The organism is Limnohabitans sp. Hippo4, from assembly GCF_003063605.1.
Taxonomy (GTDB): Bacteria; Pseudomonadota; Gammaproteobacteria; order Burkholderiales; family Burkholderiaceae_C; genus Limnohabitans_A.
Genome location: NZ_NESE01000002.1, coordinates 100,717 through 118,816 on the forward strand (window position 1 = coordinate 100,717; position 18,100 = coordinate 118,816).

An 18,100-nucleotide genomic window follows, 5' to 3' on the forward strand; every position below is an offset into this window, starting at 1 on the left:
GATTTATCGAACCATGGCTGGCATTTTGGGATTGAAGGTCCAGCCGGGAATGAGGTATTGCATGGCCATGGCATCGTTGCGCGCGCCCAAGCCGTGCTGCAAATAAAGTTGATGAGCCGCCTCCACAGCATCCATGTTGAGCTTGACGCCCAAGCCCGGCGCTGTGGGCACATCAATCATCCCGCCTTTAATTTGCAGCGGCTCTTGTGTGAGGTACTGGCCATCTTGCCAAATCCAATGCGTGTCAATGGCGGTCACTTTGCCGGGCGCGGCCGCCGCACAGTGCGTGAACATGGCCAATGACACATCAAAGTGGTTGTTGGAATGCGAGCCCCAGGTGAGGTCGTACATTTGGCACAACTGCGCCACTCGCACTGAGCCTTGTAGGGTCCAGAAGTGGGGATCGGCCAAGGGTATGTCGACAGACTGCAATTGAATACTGTGCGCCATTTCGCGCCAGTCGGTGGCCACCATGTTGGTGGCCGTGGGCAAGCCTGTGGCGCGTTTGAATTCGGCCATCACTTCGCGACCTGAGAACACACCTTCGGCACCGCAAGGATCTTCGGCATAGGCCATGGTGTTGCGATGATCGCGCAGCAAACGGATGGCGTCTTTGAGCAACCACCCCCCGTTGGGGTCGAGCGTGATGCGCGCATCGGGGAAGGTTTCATGCAAGGCCACAATGGCTTGGACTTCTTCTTCTGCCCGAATCGCGCCTCCTTTGAGTTTGAAGTCTTGAAAGCCATAACGATCTTGTGCAGCTTGTGCCAAACGCACAATGGCCTCTGGCGTCAGGGCAGCTTCGTGGCGCAGGCGTTGCCAGTCGTTGTTGGCATCGGGCTCGCTGTTGTAGGGCAGGTCGGTTTTGAGGCGATCGGCAATGTAGAACAAATAGCCCAAAACTTGAACTTGCGAGCGTTGCTGGCCTTCGCCTAGCAAAGCGGCCACAGGCACCCCTAAATGTTGGCCTAGCAAATCTAGCAAGGCGCTTTCAATGGCTGTGACAGCGTGGATGGCGACCCGCAAGTCAAAGGTTTGGTTGCCGCGGCCACCAGCATCGCGGTCTGCAAATTTTTGTTGAAGGTTGTTGAGTAAGTTTTTGGCATTGCCAATGCTTTGGCCTTCTACCCAAGGGCGAGCGTCTTCAAGTGTTTTGCGAATCTTTTCTCCGCCTGGCACTTCGCCAATGCCAGTGTTACCGCTGGAGTCTGTCAGTATCAGGATGTTGCGTGTGAAGAAAGGTCCGTGGGCGCCACTGAGATTCAACAACATGCTGTCTCGACCCGCCACGGGGATGACGCGTAACTGGGTGATGGTGGGGGTGAGGTTGGTGTGTGTCATGGTGCAAAAAATTCAACTTTAAGTCATCGTACAACTTGCATCGTTGATTCGAAATCGGCAAAACCCTGAATGGGGCAGATGTTCAGTTTGACAGTCGCGCACTTTTCTTCAAGCGATCGCGGCTGTTAGACAAATGTGTACGCATGGCGGCGCGGGCTGCTTCTGGGTCTTGCGCCGCAATAGCGTTGAAAATGCTATCGTGCTCTTGATGCACACGTCGCAAGTAGGCCAGACGATTGGCGTCTACGGGCAAAGTATTTTGCAACCTACCGCGTGGAATGGCACCTGTTCCAAGGGAGTGCATCAGGTCTTGAAAATGTTTGTTGTGCGTAGCGTGCGCAATTTCTTGGTGAAATCTGAAATCGGCCTGGACAGCATCACGGCCCGCTTCAATGGCATTGGCAAATGCCTCCATGGCATCTTGCATTGCTGCCAAATTTTCAGCATTTCGCCTCTGAGCGGCCAAAGCAGAAGCCTCTGTTTCAATGCTGATACGGAACTCTAGCAAGGCAATCACTTCATGCAAAGTGCCAAGTTGATGTGGGCTAATTTGAAATGTTGGCGCGCTGTTTTGTGGCAAGACAAATGTACCAATGCCGTGACGGGTTTCAACCAACTGTGCGGCTTGAAGCTTGGACAAGGCTTCACGCACCACTGTTCGACTGACGCCAAACTGCTTCATGATTTCTGCCTCACTGGGTAATTTTTCGCCTGCTTGAAGGCGACCCATTCGCATGTCTGCTGTGAGTTTGTCAACCAGATCTAGGCCAAGGCTGCGTGCTTTGCGAGGCTCTTCTAAGGTGGCGATTGTGAAGGTCATCGGGTAAGTACGGAGTCTAATTAGCGTGAAGGATTACATAATTCTACTTGTACGACAAGTTAATATTTACCCTGTGACCACCACGCTGCATCCCACCATTGCCATGCACCCCGCCGACAACGTTGCCATTGTTGTCACAGCGGGTGGTTTGAAGGCGGGCGATCAGGTTCAAAAGGGCCTGAGTACCGATGCGTTGGTATTGCTGAATGCCATACCCCAAGGTCACAAAGTTGCCTTGGTCGATATTGCGGCGGGTCAAGCTGTTCTGCGATACAACGTCAATGTGGGTATCGCCAAAGTCGACATTCCTGCTGGCAGCTGGGTGCACGAGCGTTTGCTTGACATGCCTGCTGCAAGAGACTTCCAAAATTTGCCCATGGCAACAGCGCTGCAACCTGATTTAGCACCATTGACAGGCTACACCTTCGAGGGCTTTCGCAATGCAGATGGCTCGGTAGGGACACGCAACATTTTGGCCGTCACCACCACCGTGCAATGTGTGGCCGGTGTTGTTTCCTTGGCTGTGCAAAAAATCAAAGAAGAGTTGTTGCCTTTGTACCCCAACGTCGACGACGTGGTGGGCATTGAGCACACCTACGGCTGCGGTGTAGCCATTGATGCACCAGATGCTGTGATTCCGATTCGCACTTTGCGAAACATTAGCCTCAATCCCAATTTTGGCAATGAAGTGTTTGTCATCAGCCTGGGTTGTGAAAAGTTACCACCACAGCGTCTTTTGCCTCCAGGCAGTTTTCCGCTGGTTGATGAGCGCACTAACTCAGATGGACCCGATACCATTTGCCTTCAAGATGATCGACACATCGGCTTTATGTCGATGTTGCAACACATCACAGAAGGCGCCAAGCCACACCTGGAACGCCTCAATGCCCGACGCCGTGAAACCGTACCCGCCAGCGAATTGGTGGTGGGTGTGCAATGCGGCGGCAGTGATGCCTTTTCGGGCGTGACCGCCAACCCCATCGTTGGCTTTGCTGCTGATTTGTTGGTGCGAGCAGGTGCCACCATCATGTTCAGCGAAAACACTGAGGTACGCGATGCGGTAGAGCAGTTGACTTCGCGAGCCAAAACAACAGAAGTGGCACAAAGCATTGTGCGAGAACTCGATTGGTACGACCGCTATCTAGAGCGCGGCCAAGCCGATCGCAGCGCCAACACCACCCCGGGCAACAAAGCGGGCGGCTTGTCGAACATTGTTGAAAAAGCCATGGGCTCGATTGTGAAGAGTGGCAGCTTGCCCATTCAGCATGTTTTGTCACCTGGCGAGAAGCTCAAACCTCATCAAAAGGGCTTGGTCTTTGCGGCAACGCCTGCCAGTGATTTCATTTGCGGAACGCTTCAGTTGGCGGCGGGTATGAACGTCCATGTGTTCACCACCGGACGCGGTACGCCATATGGCTTGCAGGCATGCCCTGTGGTCAAAGTCGCCACACGCACAGACTTGGCCAAGCGCTGGCACGACCTCATGGATTTAAATGCGGGCCGTGTGGCCGATGGCGACATCAGCATTGAAGAGGGCGGCTGGGAGCTGTTCAAGCTACTGCTCGATGTGGCCAGTGGTCGCAAAACATGGGCCGAGCATTGGAAGTTGCACAACGCCTTGGTGCTCTTCAATCCAGCCCCCATTACCTAATTCAGAAGGAGACGACAATGAAAAAATTATTGACAGGGTTGATGACTGCTTTGTGTGTCACAGGCGCGATGGCCTGGCCCGATAAAACAGTTTCTTTGGTGGTACCTTTCCCGCCTGGTGGGTCCACCGACTTGATAGCGCGGACCTTGGCGCCGAAGCTGCAAGAAAAGCTAGGCGGTAACTTCATCATCGACAACAAAGCGGGTGCAACGGGCACCATTGGCGCAGGTTTTGTCACACGGGCGGCACCCGATGGTCACACTTTGTTTGTGTCATCTTTAGGACCTTTTGTCATTGCGCCGCATTTGCTAGCCAAGGTGCCTTATGACGCGCTGAAAGATTTTGACTACATCACCATTGCGGTTCAGGCGCCCAATGTCTTGGTGGTACCGGCCAGTTCTCCGCACAAATCGATGGCCGATGTGATTGCCTTTCACAAGGCCAATCCTAACAAGTTCACCTTGGCCTCTTCGGGCAATGGCAGTAGCGATCACCTCACGGCAGAGTTGTTTTGGCAACAAACAGGCACCACGGGCATTCATGTGCCCTACAAAGGCGGTGGCCCCGTCATGACCGATTTGTTGGGGGCGCAAGTGGATGGCTCTTTTATGAACATCAATACTGCTATGCCGCAAATATTGGCTGGCAAACTGCGCGCACTGTCTATTACCAGTGCCAAACGTTCACCTTTGTTGCCAGCAGTGCCTTCTTTGGAAGAGTTGGGTATTAAAGAGGCCAATGTGTATTCATGGCAGGCCATTGCGGCACCCAAAGGCATTCCAGCCGATGTCAAAGCCAAGTTGTACGCAGCCATTGTGTCGGGATTAAATGATCCTGCTGTGAAACCTAAATTGTTAGAGTTGGGATTTGAGATTGTGGCCAACACGCCTGAGCAGTTCACCGCGTATCAGGCCTCTGAATTTGCGCGTTGGGCCAAGTTGATTCAATCACGCAATATCAAAGCGGATTGATATCAGTTGTTTAGAAAAATAGAAAGGCCAAGTTCATAATGACCCGCAGTCAATCTCCAGAAAAGTTGTTTGTCATGATTAAAAATTCTTGGGTTGCATTCGCCTCTGCGGCGGCAATGCTGCTTAGCGGAATGGCCATTGCACAACCCGCTGCCAATTTCCCCTCCAAACCCATCAAAATTGTGGTCCCCTTTCCTGCAGGCGGTACCTCCGATGTGTTGGCCCGAATCTTCGGTCAAAAAATCACAGAAAACTGGGGGCAGCCTGTGGTGGTTGAGAACCGTCCCGGTGCCAGCGGCAACTTGGGCGCAGACCAAGTTGCCAAGTCTGCACCCGATGGTTACACCTTGGTCTTGATGGATGTGGGTAACTTGGTGATCAGTCCAGCCTTGTTCAAATTGCCTTTCAATGTCATCAACGATTTTGCGCCAGTGGCCATGGTGGCTTACTCACCACACTTGTTGGCAGTGAGCACCAAAGTGCCTGCCAATACACCTGCTGAGTTGGTGGCCTATGCCAAAGCGCAAAAAGGCAAACTGAATTACGCCGTGGCAGCGGGCATGGGCAGTGCGTCGCATTTGGCAGGTGTGATGTACGCACAGCGCAATGGCATTGAGTGGGGCTATGTACCTTATAAAGGCGGCGCCCAAGCCATCACCGATTTGGTGGGTGGTCAAGTGGATGTGATGTTCAATGGCATGGTGGCAACTTACCCCCATGTCAAAGCCGGCAAGATCAAACTGATTGCGGTGTCGGGACTTACGCGCAACGCACAAATGCCAGACACACCCACGGTGGCTGAATCGTTGCCGGGTTTCTTAACCGGTAGCTTTCAGGGCTTGTTGGCGCCCGCTGGTACACCCAAGCCCATCATCGACAAGCTGCATGCAGAAATTAAGCGCATTGCGGCTTTGCCCGATGTCAAAGAACGCTTGGTGACTTTGGGAGCTGAGCCCTCCGGCATGACGCCCGAGCAATTTGCGCAGTGGGTGAAAACAGAAATTCCAGCCATGGCCAAAATTGTGAAAGATGAGAAGATCACAGTTGAATAAACCAGCAACTGCTTTCTAAGCATTCATGAAAAAAGCCTTTGCTAGAAATTGCAAAGGCTTTTTTCTTGCAACTTGTGAATCAAAAAGCAGGACCGAGGGTTTTGGAGAGCTTTTTGAAAGACCGCATTTTTGCTATATTTCCATACATTGCTGTATTGAATTTTGAGGACCTTTCATGCTGAAGAAAGTAAGTATTTTTTTAGGATTGGTTCTTGCAGCATTGGTGCTTGCGGTAGGGGGGCTCTACGCCAAAGGCGGTTCAGCCGAAGTCTTGTTGTGGGTGGTCAAAATCTTTTTGCGCCATGAGGACGCCCCCAACAGAGAAGTGAAGTGGGCCGTCCCAACTGCACCGACTGCAATTGCTGGCAATCCTCAAGCCGGTTCCGAAAGAAAACCACCCAACATCATTTTGATTGTGGCCGACGACTTGGGCTACAACGACATCACTCTGAACGGTGGCGGCTTGGCCAAAGGCACAGTGCCTACACCCCATATCAACAGCTTGGCGCAGCAAGGCGCCAATTTTGAAACCAGCTATTCGGGCAATGCCACCTGTGCCCCATCGCGTGCGGCCATGATGACGGGTCGCTATCCCACACGCTTTGGCTTTGAGTTCACGCCTACGCCCAAACAGTTTATGAAAGTGATTGGGCATTACAAAGGCCCCAATCAACTCTACGATGCCATCTACCATGCAGAGCGCGAAAAAGATCTGATCCCTTACGAAACCATGGGTCTGCCGCGTTCCGAAATCACGATGGCCAAGATGCTCAAGGGGCAAGGCTATCGAACTTTGCATGTGGGCAAATGGCATTTGGGCGATGCCCCCGAATTTAGATCGCACGTGCATGGCTTTGATGAGGCATTGTCCTTCCAACATGCCAGCTCACTTTACTTGCCTGAGAACGATCCCAATGTGGTGAATTCAAAGCAAGAATTTGACATCATCGACCGCTTTCAATGGGCCGCCGGCAGCTTTGGCATGCACTTCAATGGCGGTGAAGCTTTCAAGCCCAAGCGCTATGTCACCGATTACTTAACCGACGAAGCCGAAAAAGCCATTGAAGCCAATCGCAATCAACCCTTCTTCCTTTACTTGGCATACACCGCACCGCACACGCCTTTGCAAGCCACCAAAGAAGATTACGAAGCCTTGTCACACATTGAGGATCACACGCTGCGTGTGTATGCCGCCATGGTTCGCAACCTGGACCGAAACATTGGCCGGGTTCTTCAATCACTCAAAGACAAAGGTCTTGACGACAACACCTTGGTCATTTTCACAAGTGACAACGGCGGCGCGCATTACGTAGGATTAGATGGATTGAACAAGCCATACCGCGGTTGGAAGGCCACCTTCTTTGAGGGCGGTATTCGCGTGCCCTTGTTCATGAAGTGGCCTGCCGGAATTCCCAAAGGCGTTAAGCCACAACTGCCTGTGAACCACATGGACATTTTCACAACCGTTGCAGCAGCGACAGGTGCAAAGTTACCGGCAGATCGACCAATCGATGGCATCAATTTGTTGCCGCAGCTGAGCAAGCCTACCGACAAAGGACCCGACCGTACGCTGTTCTGGCGAACAGACACTTACCGAGTGATTCGAAAGGGTGACTGGAAACTGCAAGTAGCGCAGAACCCCCGCAAGGATTGGTTGTTCAACATGGTCGTCGATCCCACCGAGAAAAATAACCTGGCCGACAAAGAGCCAGACAGGGTGGCCAGCATGAAGAAGGAACTTGAAGCCTTCAATGCCACGCAAGTGAAGCCCAGCTGGCCCTCCATGGCGGAAGCAGCCATTGCCATCGATAAAAACCTGCGCGAAAAAATGGTGCCGGGCGACGAGTACGTTTACTACGGCAACTGACCGCAACTGGCTTTAGTTTGCGCGAATAAAGTCCACCAAAGCTTGGGCGACTTCAGCGCCTTTGTCTTCTTGAACAAAGTGGCCCGCGCCGCGAATTTGGGTGTGATTTTGTCCGGCAGCACCGGGTACATATTTTTGCCAAATCTTTTCGCCGCCTTTGGTGACAGGGTCGCGGGTGCTGAACAAGGTGATAAAAGGTTTTTTCCAAGCCTTGTACAAGTCCCATGCGCGCTCGTTGGCTTCTCTGGCGGGATTGCTGGGGTCAATGGGGACCAAGGTGGGAAACACTCTGGCACCTACTTTGTAGCGGCTGCTGGGGTAGGGTGCATCGTAGGCTGCCGCGGCCTCATCGCTGAGCCCTTGTGCGCAACCCGCGCGCACAATTTTGCCAATGGGAAACCAAGGGCTGTACATGGCGAAGGCGCGCCAAATGTGAAAGGCTCTTGGAATTTTTTCCATGCCTGTGGGCAAGCCACCATTGCTGAGGGCAATGCGGTCAAATCGCTCGGGCATTTCAGCCACCATGCGCAAGCCAATCAGTGAGCCCCAATCTTGGCAGAATAAAGTGATGCCGCTCAGGTTTTGCGTTTCAAGCCAAGCACTCATCCACTGCACGTGGTTGTGATAGGTGTAGTCACTGCGGTGCACAGGTTTGTCGGTACGACCAAATCCCACCTGGTCAGGTACCACCACTCGGAAGCCTGCGCTAACCAAGACGGGAATCATCTTGCGATACAAAAACGACCAAGCGGGTTCGCCGTGCATCAACAAAACCACAGGGCCATCGCGTGGGCCTTCATCGATGTGCGCCACTCGCAAGCCGCCAATGAGTGTGTAGTGGGGTTGGTAGGGAAAGTCCGGCAGGTTTTGAAAGCGTTCTTCGGGTGTGCGAAGAAAGTCTTGAACGACGGGGAGTTGACGCATAAATACCTTTAAAACCGGTTGCTGGTTTGAATCACTTTTTGGCCTGCTGGCAAGCTCAACATGTCGCCATCTTTGGCCACCTGAATTTTGCCCTTGAAGATTTCGGCAGTGCCCTTCAAGAACACGTCCACCAAGCCGGGCAAAGGCAGTGGCGGTGCGACATGGTTCAGCAACAAGAAGTTCACATTGGCCTTGCTGGCAATGGTGGCGGCTTCCTGCGGCGTGGTGTGGTAATTAACGATGTCTTTCATGAGTTGCTCTAGCTTGTCACGCTTGGCTTCGTGTGCACCTTCTTGCAAGAAGGTCATCAATTCTGTCGACATGGCTTCATGAACTAACAAGTCAACGCCTTGAGCTTCGCGTTGTACATGCGCTGAAGGTGTAGTGTCGCCGCTGATCACCATGCTGCGGTCTTTGTAGCGAATGTGGTAGCCCACCGCTGGATGAATTGGTGCATGCGAGACGCTGAAAGCGGTGATGCGGGTGTCTGCGTTTTCAAACACCACGGTGGCTTTGTCGTCTTGCAATCCAAACGACTTGGGGATGGCGCCAAAGCCTTTGTTGGGCAATACGGCATCGCCGTGGTGAGCCACGCGGTAGCCACGGTCTAGGCTATAGGCTTGCATGAATCCGTTGACCACAGTGTCAATGCCCTCGGGGCCGAACACAGGAACCGGCTCTGCGTTGGGCTTAGACACCCAACGCTGCAACAGCAATTCACCCAAGCCATCGATGTGGTCTGAATGAAAGTGGGTGATGAAAATGCCATCGATCAAGCCCGCATTGAAGCCCATCTTGTTGATATTGCGAGCGCTGGTGTTGCCACTGTCAAACACAAACATTTGTTGGCCTGCCATAACCAGTGTGCAAGGGCCGCCGCGCTTGTCGTCTGGCATCGGTGAACCAGCGCCACAAACAGCCACATGCAAGCCATCGGGCAAGTCGCGCAGGGGATCACTGCCTAAACGCTGGGCCGCCACACGTTTGGCGATGGCCAAGCTGATGGGTGCGCGGGCTAAGTACAAGCCTGCCACCAACAGTCCAAGCACCATCAAAGTGATGGCAGTTTTTTTCATTCGCATGTTCAAACTCCCAAAATTCTGGCCAAACGAACACCAAAGCCTTGAATCCAAGGTGCGACGTACCGCAGACGTGGCCTCTTGGCTTCAGTCGCTTTCACAATGGCATTCGCAATGCTGCGCGTGGTTTTGGCTTCAAGCCAATTGAAGGTGATGCGCTCTTGCTTTTTCATGGCTTCAGCTTGGTGCGCAAAATAAGATGAGGGCCCCATCCATGCGTACTTGCTGTCGGTCATGGCTTGGTTAAAGCCAGTGTGAATGGCGCCAGGCTCAATCACGGTAATGTGAATGTTCTTTTTCAGTTGGTCCATCTCGGCGCGAAGGCCAGCCGCTGCGGCAGATAATGCAAACTTGCTCATGCTGTAGGGCATCAAAAAGGGCATGGGCACTCGTCCCGCAATGGAACTGATGAACAAGACAGTGCCGCTTTCGCGTTCAATCATTTGACGCAAAGCCACTTGCGTGAGCTCTAAAGTGGCAAACAAATTGACTTCAAACAATTGACGCACGCGCTGCATGTCCACTTCTGCCAAAGAGCCCGATTCACCCATAGCGGCGTTGTTGATGAGCACATCGACGTGGTGTTGTGCAAGCAATGCCCGGTCCTCTTTCAAGGTGATGTCCAGTTTGAAAGCCTCCAAACGAAGGCCTTGTTCGCTGGCAGCCTGCTTCAAGTTCAAAGCTTGCGCCTCAGTTTGCGTGGTGGCCAATACCCGGTGGCCTCTTTGAGCCAGAGCAAAGGCCGTGTCTTTGCCAATGCCTGTGCCTGCGCCGGTAATCAGAATGGTTTTAGTCATGGGGTGCGATGTGTATCCGTGTCAGTCGGTCCATGGAGGACCAGTAAACGTCGCGTTGCCAGCCTGCACTGGGAAACACCACGCCTTGCATCAAGCCACCTGTGTGGGTGCGCGATTTTTCTTGGCCAGTTTCGATGTCCAAAATGACCACTTGCTCTTTGAAGCGCTGGTAATCGTTGATACACAGTTCGCCTGTGTCGGCAAACAGCAGCATGTGACTGGCCGCGCCAAAATTTTGTAGATGCCAAAGGTCTTCTAATTCAAGCTGTGTGTCATGCCCGAAATTCCGATGGATGCGCCATGCGCGCAGATGGCGATTGGCCGAATCAAAGGCCACCACAATTTGCCGTGCTTCATCGACCAAGGGCGGATTGGTGATGGCGCCACCTTGGATGCCGCTCACTTCCCAATGCTGGTGAACGCTTGAATCGGTGAGTGACACACGGTGCAGCCGGTTGGGCATGTCATTTTGGCCCGCACCCAGCATGCTCATCACGTAGTTGTGCGCGCCGTTGTCCATGAACCAGGCATCGTGTTCTGTCAGCACCAGGTCCCAGCCATAGCTTTGCTTGGCATCTTTCAAGTAGTGACAAGACCATGTGGCATCTTGGACCAAACACAATTGCGCTTCATCCCAGTGGTAACGCACCACTGAAGTCATACCCACCACGTACACGGTATTGCCATGTGCACTGAGGCGGGCAATAGAGGGTTCCGCAAAGTCAATGTCTGAAGCCATGGGTTCGAGCGTGTCCGGATTCAAGACACTTAAACGAGCGCTTGTTTTGTCAGAGATGTTTTTGGTCACCACCAGGCCATTCGCCAACACCACAAAGCTGTTGTAGGGCTCATTGATAGGCAGTTGTTTTGAATGCAGCAACTCACATTGCCGGTTCAGCAGATGTGCATGCCGCCCATAAACCACCAACACATGACCGTTGCTGAGAACGGCCATGCCGCCTGGCCACATCGGCCCACCTGGCAATCGTGGGGATTGGACTCTGGTGGCCAGAGTGATGGGATCGATCAAAGCGACTTGCGCGGAAGTGGCTAAACCGAAATGCGATGCAAGGACAGAATGCGTGAGCAAAAAAACTTCACCAGGCTCACCCAACACCGTCATGGTGGAGAGATGTGTGCGTCGTGAGGTACTTTGAAGTTTTTCGTGGGCTTGGAGGTTCAAGCCTTTGGCACCCTGCAATGCTTGCAATCTGCTTGGGCCTGCATCTTCGCAAGGCCAAGGGCTGTCAAAGTAGCCGCTTAACGCCTGCGTCGCCATAGCCACACCCCGCTGAGCAAAAGCAACACACCCAAACCTGCCAGGTGCCATTGGTAACGTGGCCAGTACACAAACACCAACGAGTTGATGATCACTTGTTGAATCGGGTCATAGCCCTCGGGCATCGGCAGTACGCCATTGGCCTTGGCCCATTTGGCGTAATCGTTTTGCAGGCTTTGGAACAGCTCTGGCATCTCGTCTTTTAAGTCCCGTGTCTCACCGGGGTCCGTTGCGATGTTGTAGAGATGCCATTGGCCATCTCCCACGGGTGCCAAATTGCTCAGCAATTTGTAGTCACCTTTAAAGACGGCGCGATTGCCAGACAGCTCATAACCCAACACTTCCTCTGGGCCGCGAACCCGTGTGGCTTTGCCTTGAAGGATGGGCAGCAAACTGTGACCCGTCAGCGGATAAATGGTTTGACCTTTGTAAGAAGTGCCGGGGTGCTGTACACCCGCCAAATCAAGCAAGGTGGGGACGATGTCGCTGACGTGTGTCAGGCTGTTTTGGACCGACTGTTTGTGGGCGGCAGGGATGCCAGAGATGATTAATGGAACCCGGATGCCTCCTTCGCCTGCAAAAAACTTGTACGTATTCAAAGGTGCTGTGGCAGCGCGTGCCCAGTTGGGGCCAATGATGCTGTAAGCGCCTGGACTACCAAGGCGATCGATGTCGCGGTTGTAATGTTGGTCCAGCCACCAGCGGCCAACCGCCAAGGCGTAGGGATCGGATGCTTCTGCACCGTTGTCTGACATGAACACAAAGACGGTGTTGTCGTATTCTCCGGTTTGCTTCAAGTGCGCCATCAGGCGGCCAATGTGAAAGTCCATGGCCTCTGCCATGGCGGCATAAACTTCCATGCGGCGTGCTTGGTAAGCTTTGTCTTGCGGGCTGAGGGAGTCCCAAGCGACATGCGTAGCGGGCAAGGCAGCCATGGGTGTGTTGGGCGGCACCAAGCCCAACTCGATGGCCTTGTTGCGGCGCTCTTGACGCAACACATCCCAACCTGCGTTGTAGCGGCCTTTGTATTTGTCGATGAACTCTTGGGGCGCTTGAAGCGGAATGTGATTGGCTTGGAATGCCAAGTAAGCAAAAAACGGTTTGTCCGATTTGGCATCCGTCTTCAAGTAGTCCAAGGTTTTGCTGACGTAAAACTCTGACGAGTAAAAAGTCTTGGGCATTTGCGCTTCACGCCCGTTGTCGTACCAATACACCTTGTCCGTCAAGTCCAAATACAACTTGCCGGTCTCCCAGTTGTCCGAGCCACTGTCGCCCATCACCAAGGAGCGGTCAAAGCCGCGCGCAGGGGGTAAGTTGTGCGGCTCTTTGCCAACATGCCATTTGCCAGCAGCGTAGGTGCGATAGCCGTGGTCTTGCAACAGGCTGGCCACAGTGACCACGCGTTGGTTTAAAACGCTCAAGTAACCGGCGCGTCCCACATGCGATTGGGGAATGGTTTCGCGCATGTTGCCCACGCCATTCAGGTGGTTGTCAACACCGGTCAACAACATCGAGCGCGTTGGCGAACATGATGCACTGACGTGAAAGTTAGAAAAGCGTGTGCCCGATTGCGCCAATTGGTTCAAATGCGGTGTATGAATTTCACTGCCAAATGCACCGACATCGCTGAAGCCCCAATCGTCGGCCAATAACACCACGATGTTGGGGCGTTTCGCCCATGCAGGCGCACAGATGGCCAAGGTTGCGGCGGCGAAAATGCTCAGCCATGTGTGGCGGGTACTGCAAATCAATGACATGGTTCAAGCGGGTGTTGGAGGGTCAAACTCAGCGTGCATGGCTTTTTCGATCACCCAAAAGCGGTCTTGCCCCCACACAGCTGTTTCTTCGAATCGGAAGGACGGCACGCCCCACAGGCCCAAGGCCAGCATGGCTTGTCTGTTTTGCTCGGCAACAGCACGCCAATGCGCGTCATTGGCTTTGCTTTTCAGGATGTCTTTGGCAGCTTCCCAATTAAGGCCAGCGCGCTCGACCATGATTTTCAAATGAGCGTCTGTGCCGGCATCCAAACCTTCAGACCAAACGCCTTGCATGAAGGATTGAATGTAGCTTTCAGCCAATTGGTGCATTTGGGCAAAAGGGATCAGAGCCAAACCGCGTTCGGTGGGCTTGCCAACAGGATCGTTCAAGCGGCCAAAGGGCACGTTCTGAAGGTGTGCTTCTCGCGCTGTATCTAAGCTGATGTATTTTCTTTTTTCGGCGGGGACGGGCAGACCGCGCATCACCATGGGCAACACGTATTTCAAATTCACTTGCACGCCATTGGCTTTGGCCCAGTCAAACACTTTGGCCACACTGATGGCTGAGTAAGGGCTTCGCAAAGAGAAGTAGAAGTCGATGCTGGTGCCTTCAGGCACATTGCGCAAGGGCTGGTATTGCTGAGTGACAAAGAGGGGTGCGCTGCGCTGTTGGGGGTGCGATTTTTTTTGTGTCGACAAACCCAAATCGGTTAGACGCGATTCAAGGTGGTGCAAGCGGTCAATGCCCCAATACCATTCGCCTTCGTAATAAATCATGCCACTGAGGTAGTGGCCCCAAGTTTTGCGCAAGCGATGAGACGCTAACAGTGACTCGGCGGTGGGTTTGGGTGTGTGAACAGGTTCGACGGCCTCAGGAAAACGCAAGCCGTAGTGAGATGCCAAGCGTGATGCGTCAAGTTGGCTGTAAGCCTTCAGCATTTCACGTTCAGGCACCGCGGAGTCATCAGGCTCGCCCACCACATGCTGCAAGATGGAGACGGCATAGCGCGACTTCAGCAGCGGTATGGCCTGCGCCAACAATTGTGAATAGGGATCGTCGACCTGATGGAAAAAGTGCAGCACATGGGGCCGACTTTGCGATTGTCTTTTTTGTTCTGCTTGACGGCGCAGGGCCAACAATCTTTCGCGAGATAAAAAACGTTGGCTGATGACGGGCATCAGCCAACTTTTTAAACTGCGAAAGGACATGGCGTCAATTCACTGAAGGGCTTACCAAGCCTTCACAAAACGCAATTGCAATGACTTGGCCACGATGGCGTTGCGGCCACCAAAGTTGTCGCTGTATTGCAAGTTGAAGCCGGCGTCTTTACCGGGCAACTTGAAGGAGACAAAAGGTCCGACACCATTGGTTTTGTAGCGATTGCCGCCCAGCGTGGCGCCGCTGCCTGTGTCGTCAGAAATTTGTTGAATAGAGAACACATTCACGCCATAGGCCCAATCACCACGAACTTTGACAATACCGCCTTCGCTGTAAATGAAGTTGCCGCTTTTGTAATCGGTGTCTTTGTTGCGCGTGTTCATGCCATAAGAAACGCGACCTGCAATGGTGACGCCAGAGTCCCATGTTTCATCCGAGTGCTTGGGGTTCAAGTTGTACGTCACGGCCACACCGGGACGCAAGGTGTAGAAGTTGCCAAAGCCTGGGTTGGGGCCACGATTTTTATCGTAAGAGCCTGTGGGGACAAACAAGGAAACGCCTGCGGCCACTTTGAGTCGATCGACGTGACGAACCCAAACAGTCGACAACTCGGTATCGCCAACGCCAGAGGTCTCAAGATTTTGATTGGCGCCGGCTGCCAAAACTTTGGCCTGAACCAGGGCATTGGCTTGCGCGGCACCCGCATTGAGTTGGCCTACGATGGCAGCGCTCAAAGGAGGTGTTGTGGCTGCGGGAGTCAATGTGCCTGCAGGTTGCGTCACCACAAAGGTGCGCTTTTGCTGGATGAAGGGCACGTTGATGGCAAAGGCCACGTGACCATCGCCATATTTACCTTCGGTGAGGTAACCACCCACCAAATTCAATTGTGTTTGATCTTGATTGAAGGCCAAGCTGCCTGTTGGGAACGCCACTTTGTAAGGCAGTGCTGGATTCAATTGAATCGGTGCAATGGAAGAGGGCGCAACATTGTTGCCATTGGCATCGGCAATTTTGTAAATCTGCAATTGCGTCAGGCTGGCGGTGCCAAAAAAACCGGGGTTGTCGGCCGACGCCGCAATCTCACCACCAAATGCACCCACAGGGGCTTGACGCAGTTTGTAACTTTCAGCAGCTTGCGCATTCAAGCCGCAGGCTAGGAGACAGACCCATGGCAATGAGGCAAGAATGTACTGGCGAGGTGTTGCTTTGTGCATGGAACGAATCATGGGTGTCTCCAAAGAATGTGGGTGTAAGTCAGTACACTTGTGTATTGACATTTCACTCTAGCACAGCAAAGATCAAACATGTTTAGGGTTTTCGCTAGCGGCTCCCAATAAAGAGGTCCGATCGGCGAGTGTTGCAAAATATCTCATGACTTCTATGGCCAGCCAACCACCAATGAATCGAAAACCCACAGCCCAAGAAGCATCGCGCCTGACCCGGGATGATTGGCTGGACGAGGCTTTCAAAGCGGTGGTGGATGGCGGCTTTGACAACGTCAAAGTCCTTTCCTTGGCCGAAAAACTCAAAGTGACACGTGGCAGTTTTTATTGGCACTTCACCGACCACGCCGATCTGATCAACAGTTTGCTGATGCGCTGGAAAGTGGCGCAATTGGAGTTGGACGCCAAATTGAAATTGCAGCAAAGCGGTGACGCGCTGAAGGATTTGGACTTGGTCGTGGATGCTGCTTTTCTTCAGGCGGGTTCCGAATTGGAAAACTTGCGTTTTGAACAAGCCATGCGCGCACTCAGCCATCACAACCCAGTGGCGGCGCAATTGTTGGTTGAGGTTGATGCCAATCGCATGGACTTGTTTCAGTCCAAATTTTTGGTGTTGGTGAAAGATGCCACCAAAGCGCGTGATTTGGCAGCGCTGCTTTATTTGTCCATTGCAGGAGGCTTTCAAGCATTAAGCCGTCCGGCCAATCCTCCCAACATCCGCGCCTATTTTCGAACACTCATTTCACATTACTTGGTGGCCAAACAAGTGAACTGAGGTTCGCAGCGCTTTGCATCAGTGCAAACGCTCAATGGCGGGCATTTTCCAGCCACCATTCAGTGCATCGTCTTTCGGCCAATAAAGGCGGGCATTGAGCAAGAAAGGCGCTTGATCTTTCACGGGCAGCCAATTGCTGCGCTTTGCAGGGGTGTCAGGCGCTTGCGCCTGTATCCAAATGTCCAGTGAGCCATCGGCATTGAAGCTAAGTGCATCTCTGTCGCCCAAGGCATAGCGCTTGAGGGGGTTATCGATCAAAAACTCATCCGCACCGTAAGCGGTGATGGACCAGAAAGCTTTGACGGGTGGCAATTGATTGGCCTTGAAATGCAGGCGGTAACGTTGATCGCCCATCAGCTGTTTGCCTTCATGGTCCAAGCTGGTATTGGGGTACAGCGCATCTTGCGGCAAGTTGGCGCCTAAACCCACCATGGCCACTGCAGCACGTGTGTTGTAGTCGGTACCATAGGCACCCAGATTCAAGGGCGGGGAGGACCACGTGCCATCGGTGGCTTTGGTGCTCAAGACCTTGTGTACTTTGTAGTCGGCTAGCCAGCGGCCCAGCGCAAAACATGCTTTGTTCAAGGCATTCAAACGGACCGCTTGGCCTGGGACCAATTGCACAGCGGCCAAACGTTGCAGCATGGGCGCATCGTCTGCGGAGGCAGGGTTGGCCACCATCAAGCCCATCAAATGCTCGTAAAAATCTGCCGTGGCCATGTTGCGCATCTGCACAACAGGTGGCACAGCGGGCATCGTGCTGCGCTGCCATGCATCTGGCGTGCTTGCGTTGGGCTTGTTGTCAGGCCCTAATTTTTTCAATCGCAATCGGTCTTGCAAACGGTGAACTCTTGCATAGTCGGCCTCGCCATTTGTTTGCGTGCGGCCAATCAGCCAGACCATGTCGGTTGGGGATTGGAGCCTTTGCATGCCCACAGGAACGTCACCTTGCCATCCGGGGCCGGTCAACAAATAAGTGGCTGCAGCCGTTCCACTGGTGCGCGTGCCTGGTGATGCAAACACGTTGGTCCAAGCATCCATGAACGGCATCAATTCGTAACGTTCTGTGTTGGCGGGCATTTCAAACACCCAGGGTCCGTCTTTCATGCTGATGAAAGCAGTGGTGTACAGCGTGTCAACGTTGGGGCGAACCACATCCTTGAAGTTGGCATCGGGAAACTGTCTCACCAAGCGCAACTGGTTTTCGGGTCCGATGAACTGGCCACTGTGCACGCGTGTGGTTTCCATCATCACCAAGGGGTACCCGTACAAATATGCCTCGGCACCCAACATGATTTTGTCTTTGAGCAGGGCTAGCAAGGCTGCGATCAAGATCACCGTGCCAAGCATGAAGACCCCAACGCGTTGGCCAGTTGATTTGACAGCGTACATGGATGTGGGCTTT

The 18,100-nt window shown here is 53.2% G+C and carries 15 protein-coding genes; 5 read left to right on the forward strand and 10 right to left on the reverse strand.

Features of this window, described 5'->3' with window-relative positions; all coding sequences use genetic code 11:
* Positions 1 to 3: 3 nt before the first annotated feature.
* Positions 4 to 1,341, reverse strand: a complete 1,338-nt coding sequence (locus B9Z46_RS05920; protein WP_108254969.1) for an enolase C-terminal domain-like protein — start codon at positions 1,339 to 1,341, stop codon at positions 4 to 6.
* Positions 1,342 to 1,423: 82 nt separating this feature from the next.
* A complete protein-coding gene (locus tag B9Z46_RS05925; protein ID WP_108254970.1) occupies positions 1,424 to 2,161 on the reverse strand; it encodes a FadR/GntR family transcriptional regulator in 738 nt (245 codons plus the stop codon).
* Positions 2,162 to 2,264: 103 nt separating this feature from the next.
* Between B9Z46_RS05925 and garD the strand changes: the two genes are divergently transcribed.
* The 4 genes from garD to B9Z46_RS05945 all read left to right on the forward strand — a co-directional run bounded on the left by garD (position 2,265) and on the right by B9Z46_RS05945 (position 7,702).
* On the forward strand, positions 2,265 to 3,812 hold the full coding sequence (garD, locus tag B9Z46_RS05930) for a galactarate dehydratase (protein WP_108255739.1): 1,548 nt from the start codon (positions 2,265 to 2,267) through the stop codon (positions 3,810 to 3,812).
* A 17-nt stretch (positions 3,813 to 3,829) separates the two neighbouring features.
* Positions 3,830 to 4,783: a tripartite tricarboxylate transporter substrate binding protein gene (locus B9Z46_RS05935; RefSeq protein ID WP_108254971.1), complete on the forward strand. Its 954-nt coding sequence runs from the start codon at positions 3,830 to 3,832 to the stop codon at positions 4,781 to 4,783.
* A 74-nt stretch (positions 4,784 to 4,857) separates the two neighbouring features.
* Positions 4,858 to 5,835 carry a tripartite tricarboxylate transporter substrate binding protein gene (locus tag B9Z46_RS05940; protein WP_108255741.1) on the forward strand — a complete coding sequence of 326 codons (978 nt, stop codon included), beginning with the start codon at positions 4,858 to 4,860 and terminating at the stop codon, positions 5,833 to 5,835.
* A 175-nt stretch (positions 5,836 to 6,010) separates the two neighbouring features.
* Positions 6,011 to 7,702 (forward strand): sulfatase-like hydrolase/transferase, encoded by a 1,692-nt coding sequence (locus B9Z46_RS05945; RefSeq protein WP_108254972.1) that lies wholly within the window; start codon positions 6,011 to 6,013, stop codon positions 7,700 to 7,702.
* 12 nt (positions 7,703 to 7,714) lie between these two features.
* Here B9Z46_RS05945 and B9Z46_RS05950 read toward each other — a convergent pair whose 3' ends face one another.
* From B9Z46_RS05950 to B9Z46_RS05980, 7 genes are read right to left on the reverse strand one after another with little or no spacing between them, the layout of a single operon-like run.
* Complete coding sequence (locus B9Z46_RS05950; RefSeq protein ID WP_108254973.1) at positions 7,715 to 8,626, reverse strand: haloalkane dehalogenase; 912 nt, start codon at positions 8,624 to 8,626, stop codon at positions 7,715 to 7,717.
* A gap of 8 nt (positions 8,627 to 8,634) precedes the next feature.
* Positions 8,635 to 9,708 carry an MBL fold metallo-hydrolase gene (locus B9Z46_RS05955; protein WP_108254974.1) on the reverse strand — a complete coding sequence of 358 codons (1,074 nt, stop codon included), beginning with the start codon at positions 9,706 to 9,708 and terminating at the stop codon, positions 8,635 to 8,637.
* A 2-nt stretch (positions 9,709 to 9,710) separates the two neighbouring features.
* Positions 9,711 to 10,502: an SDR family NAD(P)-dependent oxidoreductase gene (locus B9Z46_RS05960; RefSeq protein WP_108254975.1), complete on the reverse strand. Its 792-nt coding sequence runs from the start codon at positions 10,500 to 10,502 to the stop codon at positions 9,711 to 9,713.
* Complete coding sequence (locus B9Z46_RS05965) at positions 10,495 to 11,781, reverse strand: hypothetical protein (RefSeq protein WP_108254976.1); 1,287 nt, start codon at positions 11,779 to 11,781, stop codon at positions 10,495 to 10,497. The genes B9Z46_RS05960 and B9Z46_RS05965 overlap by 8 nt, the downstream gene beginning before the upstream one ends.
* Positions 11,763 to 13,538, reverse strand: coding sequence for an arylsulfatase (locus tag B9Z46_RS05970; protein ID WP_108254977.1), 1,776 nt, complete (start codon positions 13,536 to 13,538; stop codon positions 11,763 to 11,765). Before B9Z46_RS05970 ends, B9Z46_RS05965 begins: the two co-directional genes overlap by 19 nt.
* Positions 13,539 to 13,541: 3 nt before the next feature.
* Complete coding sequence (locus B9Z46_RS05975; protein ID WP_108254978.1) at positions 13,542 to 14,747, reverse strand: DsbA family protein; 1,206 nt, start codon at positions 14,745 to 14,747, stop codon at positions 13,542 to 13,544.
* Positions 14,748 to 14,768: 21 nt separating this feature from the next.
* Complete coding sequence (locus B9Z46_RS05980; protein ID WP_055361383.1) at positions 14,769 to 15,923, reverse strand: transporter; 1,155 nt, start codon at positions 15,921 to 15,923, stop codon at positions 14,769 to 14,771.
* A 172-nt stretch (positions 15,924 to 16,095) separates the two neighbouring features.
* Here B9Z46_RS05980 and B9Z46_RS05985 point away from each other — a divergent pair, with 172 nt between their 5' ends.
* Positions 16,096 to 16,695 (forward strand): TetR/AcrR family transcriptional regulator, encoded by a 600-nt coding sequence (locus tag B9Z46_RS05985; RefSeq protein ID WP_055361382.1) that lies wholly within the window; start codon positions 16,096 to 16,098, stop codon positions 16,693 to 16,695.
* Between the two features lie 18 nt (positions 16,696 to 16,713).
* On the opposite strand, the gene B9Z46_RS05990 is transcribed toward B9Z46_RS05985, so the two are convergent.
* A complete protein-coding gene (locus tag B9Z46_RS05990) occupies positions 16,714 to 18,087 on the reverse strand; it encodes a DUF1254 domain-containing protein (RefSeq protein ID WP_108254979.1) in 1,374 nt (457 codons plus the stop codon).
* Positions 18,088 to 18,100 lie beyond the last annotated feature (13 nt).

What these genes read in the sequence shown, in the direction of transcription:
- B9Z46_RS05920 (WP_108254969.1), bottom strand. Translation starts at nt 1,341, where the DNA reads ATGACACACACCAACCTCACCCCCACCATCACCCAGTTACGCGTCATC.
- B9Z46_RS05950 (WP_108254973.1), bottom strand. Translation starts at nt 8,626, where the DNA reads ATGCGTCAACTCCCCGTCGTTCAAGACTTTCTTCGCACACCCGAAGAA.
- B9Z46_RS05970 (WP_108254977.1), bottom strand. Translation starts at nt 13,538, where the DNA reads ATGTCATTGATTTGCAGTACCCGCCACACATGGCTGAGCATTTTCGCC.
- B9Z46_RS05935 (WP_108254971.1), top strand. Translation starts at nt 3,830, where the DNA reads ATGAAAAAATTATTGACAGGGTTGATGACTGCTTTGTGTGTCACAGGC.
- B9Z46_RS05985 (WP_055361382.1), top strand. Translation starts at nt 16,096, where the DNA reads ATGAATCGAAAACCCACAGCCCAAGAAGCATCGCGCCTGACCCGGGAT.
- B9Z46_RS05990 (WP_108254979.1), bottom strand. Translation starts at nt 18,087, where the DNA reads ATGTACGCTGTCAAATCAACTGGCCAACGCGTTGGGGTCTTCATGCTT.
- garD (WP_108255739.1), top strand. Translation starts at nt 2,265, where the DNA reads ATGCACCCCGCCGACAACGTTGCCATTGTTGTCACAGCGGGTGGTTTG.
- B9Z46_RS05940 (WP_108255741.1), top strand. Translation starts at nt 4,858, where the DNA reads ATGATTAAAAATTCTTGGGTTGCATTCGCCTCTGCGGCGGCAATGCTG.
- B9Z46_RS05960 (WP_108254975.1), bottom strand. Translation starts at nt 10,502, where the DNA reads ATGACTAAAACCATTCTGATTACCGGCGCAGGCACAGGCATTGGCAAA.
- B9Z46_RS05975 (WP_108254978.1), bottom strand. Translation starts at nt 14,747, where the DNA reads ATGTCCTTTCGCAGTTTAAAAAGTTGGCTGATGCCCGTCATCAGCCAA.
- B9Z46_RS05965 (WP_108254976.1), bottom strand. Translation starts at nt 11,781, where the DNA reads ATGGCGACGCAGGCGTTAAGCGGCTACTTTGACAGCCCTTGGCCTTGC.
- B9Z46_RS05945 (WP_108254972.1), top strand. Translation starts at nt 6,011, where the DNA reads ATGCTGAAGAAAGTAAGTATTTTTTTAGGATTGGTTCTTGCAGCATTG.
- B9Z46_RS05925 (WP_108254970.1), bottom strand. Translation starts at nt 2,161, where the DNA reads ATGACCTTCACAATCGCCACCTTAGAAGAGCCTCGCAAAGCACGCAGC.
- B9Z46_RS05955 (WP_108254974.1), bottom strand. Translation starts at nt 9,708, where the DNA reads ATGCGAATGAAAAAAACTGCCATCACTTTGATGGTGCTTGGACTGTTG.
- B9Z46_RS05980 (WP_055361383.1), bottom strand. Translation starts at nt 15,923, where the DNA reads ATGATTCGTTCCATGCACAAAGCAACACCTCGCCAGTACATTCTTGCC.